Genomic DNA, 4,625 nt, shown 5'->3' with positions numbered 1-4,625 from the left:
GTTGCATCACCGTGGATCCCGTCGAAAACAACAAATTGATCAGGCGTCTCGAGGGAGGACTGATTTATGTCGCAGTCGGAGATACACCGATTGAGCAGTATTTATAATAATCTCTTTGCGAGATCACTGATCGACGAAGCGTAATCTTCGTTGCCTGTCGACCGAGGCGCGCACCCGAACTGGATCGTACGGCAGGGTCGAGTAGAGGCTCCTGCCCACCACGACGGACTGGGTGCGACGATCCCGAGGAAGTCTCTGTCTCGTCGCGACGTTGCGACGGCGTTCGGGCCGAGGTTGCCGTTCGCCCCTTAGGATCGCGCCTCACGGTCGCTTAGCCGGCAAGAATGCCCCCCGGCCGACGATGGAGGAGGGCACCGCTGAATGGCACGTCACTCAAAAAGGGCGACGGCACGGATCGGGCTGGCGGTCCCGCCTCGAATCTTCAGTGGCAGGCCGATGAAGCGGAAGCGCCCGCGGCCGACCACCGCCTCCAGATTCGCCAAACACTCCATGTGGGTAATGCCGCGCTCAGCACAGGCCATATGTGCGCGGAAATTCAGGGCGCCCTCGGGGGACGGGCTGATCGCCTCCACTCCGAACATGCCGATGCCCTGGTCCGCGAGCCAATGGATCGCCTCGATCGACAGGCCTGGAAAGTCGTGGCCGTAGCCCGGCTTGCCAAGGAGCCGCGCGTTCGTGCCGAGCAGGATCAGCACCGTGTCGCCCTGCCGGATCGTCTCGCCGGACGCCTTCACGGCGCCCTGCAGCTCCTCCACCGTCACGGCATGTTTCAGGGGCACGTCGCGCAGGTCGACGCAGAAGGCCGAGGTGATGAACTTCTCCAGCGGCACCTGGTCGATGGACAGAGCGCCCGGCCGGGGGTCGAAGTGCACGGGCGCGTCCACATGCGTGCCGGCGTGGTCGCTGAACGCAATGGAGAGCGCCTTGCTGGAAAACACGACGTCGCCCGCGACCTTCTTCTCGGAATGGTCGTTCCAGACCGTCATCACGACCGGCGGGTGCGAGGGATGGGTCTGTGTGCGGTGGAAAAGCTCGCGGCTGAGGTCGACGATTTCCATGTGTGCGCTCTCGTGAGTTGTCGGACGCCGAGTCCGCAAGGTCAGGTCGGCCGGATGCCGGCGCTGCGGATCACCTCGCCCCAACGCCGGCGGTCGCGAGCGATGTACTCGGCGAACCCTTCGGGGGTGAGGTTAAGGGGCTCCATGCCCTGCTCGGCCAGCTTGCGGACCATGTCCGGCTCGGCCAGCACCCGAGCGATCGTGTCGCGCAGGGTGGCCAAGATGGCCGCCGGAACGCCGACCGGAGCGAAGAAGCCGTAGTAGCTGACGGCCTCGTAGCCTGGGACGCCTGCCTCGGCCATCGTCGGCACGTCCGGGAGTGCCGGGTGGCGCTGCGGCGTGGTCACGGCCAGAGGCCGCACCGTTCCCGCCCGGATTTGCGGCAGGCCGGTCGTGATGACGTCGCACAGCATGTCGATCTGGCCAGCCAGCACGTCCGTCGTGGCCGGCGCGGTGCCGCGATAGGGGACGTGGACCATCTGCACGCGTGCCATGCTCTCGAGCAGCGCCATGGCGAGGTGGGAGCCACCGCCATTGCCGGCTGAACCATATGTCAGCTTGCCCGGCTCCCGCCGGGCCCGCTCCAGCAGCTGCGGAAAGGTGGAAACATCCAGGCTGTTGCGAACGTAGAGCACGGACCCGACCCCACCGACTGCCGCCAAGGGCACCAGGTCCTTCGCGGGATCGAAGGGCAGGTTCGTGTAGAGTTCGGGATTGATGGAGTTCGTGGCCTGGCTGCCCGTGAAGATCGTGTAGCCGTCGGGCTCGGCTCGGACCGCCGCCTCGGTGCCGAGGCGCCCGCCGGCGCCCGTCCGATTATCGATGACGACCTGCTGACCCAGGGCTCGCGACAGGGGCTCGCCCACAAATCGCGAGATCACGTCCGCCGCGCCCGCAGGTGGGAAGGGCACGACGAGGCGCACGGGGCGGGACGGGTACGCCTGCGCCGCCGCATGGCCGGCCGCGGCGAGCCCAAGGCCAGAGAGCAGCAGGGCGCGTCGAGTCGCGCCATGGCCCAGAACGACCCGTGTCTTTTCGTAAGCGGTCATGACCAACGACCCTGACTCCAACGCCGATGCGCCCGGCGGGCCGCAAGTGGCATGGTCGCGGTCGGGGAGACAAGCCACTTGCCATGATCGTTCCGCAAGGTAGGCCGTCGCCTGCACCATTGTTCCGGACTGAAGCCAACCCTAGCGTCCCGGTGCCCGTGGTCCGCCGGCGGGGTCGTCGCCCTGCGTCATCCGGCGAAGCGCGGCGCCGTCTCCCGCCCAAACGCCTCCCCAAAGGAGCTCCGTCGTGACCGATACCGAAGCCGGGCCGCTCTCGGCCGCCGAGATGTCCCTCCAGCTGGCCCGGGGGAACACGACCCCGGAGGCGCTCCTGGCCGATACACTGGAGCGGATCGAACGGGCTAACGCGGCCCTCGGTGCATTCGTCCACGTCGACCCCGAAGGCGCGGCCGCTGCGGCCTCGGCCGCGGGCCGGCGGCAGGCAGCGGCCGCCCGTCTCGGCGCGCTGGACGGGGTGCCGGTCGCCGTGAAGGACAACCTATGGGTTGCCGGTATGCCTGCCCGGTGGGGCAGCAGAATGTGGGCCGACTTCGTCCCGCCCGCGGACGACATCGCGGTTGAACGTCTGCGGGCGGCAGGCGCCGTCATCGTCGGCAAGACCAACACGCCGGAATTCGCGCTGTCCGGCCGCACCGACAGCCCACTCCACGGCCCGGCCCGAAATCCCTGGGACGTGCGGCTGACCCCGGGCGGGTCGAGCGGCGGTTCGGTCGCGGCCGTGGCGGCCGGGATGGTGCCCCTGGCGCTCGCCACCGATGCTGGGGGATCCACTCGGCTTCCCGCGAGCTATACCGGGCTGTACGGGATGCGGCCCAGCACCGGCCGCATCGCCCGCCGCCACGGCTTTCCGCCCATGGCGCTGGACTTCCAGTCTGTGGGGGTGCTCGGCCGTAGCCTCGCCGACATGGAGCTGCTCCTCGAGGCAGTTGCGGGACCGGACCCCCGCGATCCGTCCTCGCTGCGGGTTCCGGCTGAAATGATCGCCGAACGGCCTCTCAGTGTCGGCTGGTTCGCAGCGATCGGAGACGAAGCGGTAGACCCAGAAGTCGCTGATGCCGTGGCGGAATGCGCGGCATCGCTGGCGGATGCGGGATGCAGGGTCGTGCGGCGCGATGCGCCCTACGATCTCGGTCTTGTCCGGCAGGTCTGGGCAACCCTCAGCGCCGCTGGGGCGGCACGGGCGGCGGAGATGCACCCGGAGCGCTGGCGCGCGGAGGCCAGTCGGCCCATCGCGGCCCTGGCGGAGCGCGGGCTGAGGCTGACGGCCGTCGACATGGTCCGGGCATTGGACGGGCTGGCGGCCATCAGGACGGGTGTGGCGGAGACATGGGGAGATGTGGATCTCTTTCTGTGCCCCGCTGCCGCTTCCCCCGCATGGCCGCTGAATCAGGAATATCCCGAGCGGGTGGCGGGCCGGCCCGGACACGCGGCGGTGCAAAACTCCTTCGCGACCTGGGTCAACGCCGTCGGCCATCCCGCCCTATCGGTGCCGGCGAGGCCCCACGCGGACGGACGGCCCCTCGGCGTCCAAATTGTTGGGCGGTTCGGCGGTGACTGGACCGTCATCAAGGCGGCCCGGATCCTAGATGGCCACAAGCGGTGGCCAACATCAGCTTTCCCGCGCTGGTGACCACTCGCTGGATCGCCCCCTGCCTGCCAAGTGGGATGGCGTCTGCTCAGCTCGCCTCCGGCATCCGCCTCAGCAACTTGTCGAGCGTGATCGGATAATCGCGCACCCGCACGCCCGTGGCATTGTACACGGCGTTGTTCACCGCTCCGGCCACGCCGCAAATGCCGAGTTCGCCCACGCCCTTGGCCTTCATAGGCGAGGAGATCGGATCGGCCTCGTCAAGGAAGATGACCTCCTGGTGCGGAATGTCGGCGTGGACGGGCACCTCGTAACCGGCGAGGTCGTGATTGACGAAGAACCCGCGTCGCGGATCGACGTCCAGCTTCTCCATCAGCGCCGAGCCGACCGCCATCGTCATGGCGCCAATCACCTGGCTGCGAGCCGATTTCGGGTTGAGGATGCGGCCGGCCGAGCAGACCGCCAGCATGCGTCGGACCCTGACCTCCGCTGTCCAGACATCGACGCCAACCTCGACGAAATGTCCGGCGAAGGTCGATTGCTGGTAGCGCTTGGCCAGATCGCCGTATTCGATCGCGTCCTCTGCCGCGAGCTCGCCGCCACGCGCCGCCTCGGCGAGCGGGACGCTGCGGCTGCCGGACCGGACCTCGCCGTCCGCGAAGACGGCCTCGGCGGAAGTGAAGCCGAGCCTCTGGGCCACCGACTCGCGCAGCTTCACGCAGGCCGCATAGACGCCGGCCGTCGAGTTGTTGGCGCCCCATTGCCCGCCGGAGCCGGCGGAGACCGGGAAGGCCGAGTCGCCGAGCCGCACGACCACCTTGTCCAGCCCGACGCCCATCATCTCGGCCGCGGTCTGGGCGATGATGGTGTAGGTGCCGGTGCCGATGT

At 68.5% G+C, this 4,625-nt stretch carries 4 protein-coding genes; 1 reads left to right on the top strand and 3 read right to left on the bottom strand.

Features of this window, described 5'->3' with window-relative positions:
• Positions 1-389 precede the first annotated feature (389 nt).
• Positions 390-1,079, bottom strand: a complete 690-nt coding sequence (locus JWR86_RS07755) for a cyclase family protein (protein ID WP_299563180.1) — start codon at positions 1,077-1,079, stop codon at positions 390-392.
• 41 nt (positions 1,080-1,120) lie between these two features.
• Positions 1,121-2,128 carry a tripartite tricarboxylate transporter substrate binding protein gene (locus JWR86_RS07750; RefSeq protein WP_299563177.1) on the bottom strand — a complete coding sequence of 336 codons (1,008 nt, stop codon included), beginning with the start codon at positions 2,126-2,128 and terminating at the stop codon, positions 1,121-1,123.
• A gap of 286 nt (positions 2,129-2,414) precedes the next feature.
• Here JWR86_RS07750 and JWR86_RS07745 point away from each other — a divergent pair, with 286 nt between their 5' ends.
• Positions 2,415-3,779, top strand: coding sequence for an amidase (locus JWR86_RS07745; RefSeq protein WP_299563174.1), 1,365 nt, complete (start codon positions 2,415-2,417; stop codon positions 3,777-3,779).
• A gap of 46 nt (positions 3,780-3,825) precedes the next feature.
• On the opposite strand, the gene JWR86_RS07740 is transcribed toward JWR86_RS07745, so the two are convergent.
• On the bottom strand, positions 3,826-4,625 hold an 800-nt coding region (locus tag JWR86_RS07740; protein ID WP_299563171.1), incomplete at its 5' end, for a molybdopterin cofactor-binding domain-containing protein.

Origin of the sequence: Enterovirga sp., assembly GCF_028290205.1 — a bacterium.
GTDB lineage: Bacteria > Pseudomonadota > Alphaproteobacteria > Rhizobiales > Beijerinckiaceae > Enterovirga.
The sequence above is the reverse complement of the archived record's forward strand: the minus strand, read 5'-3'. Positions and strand labels throughout refer to the sequence as shown.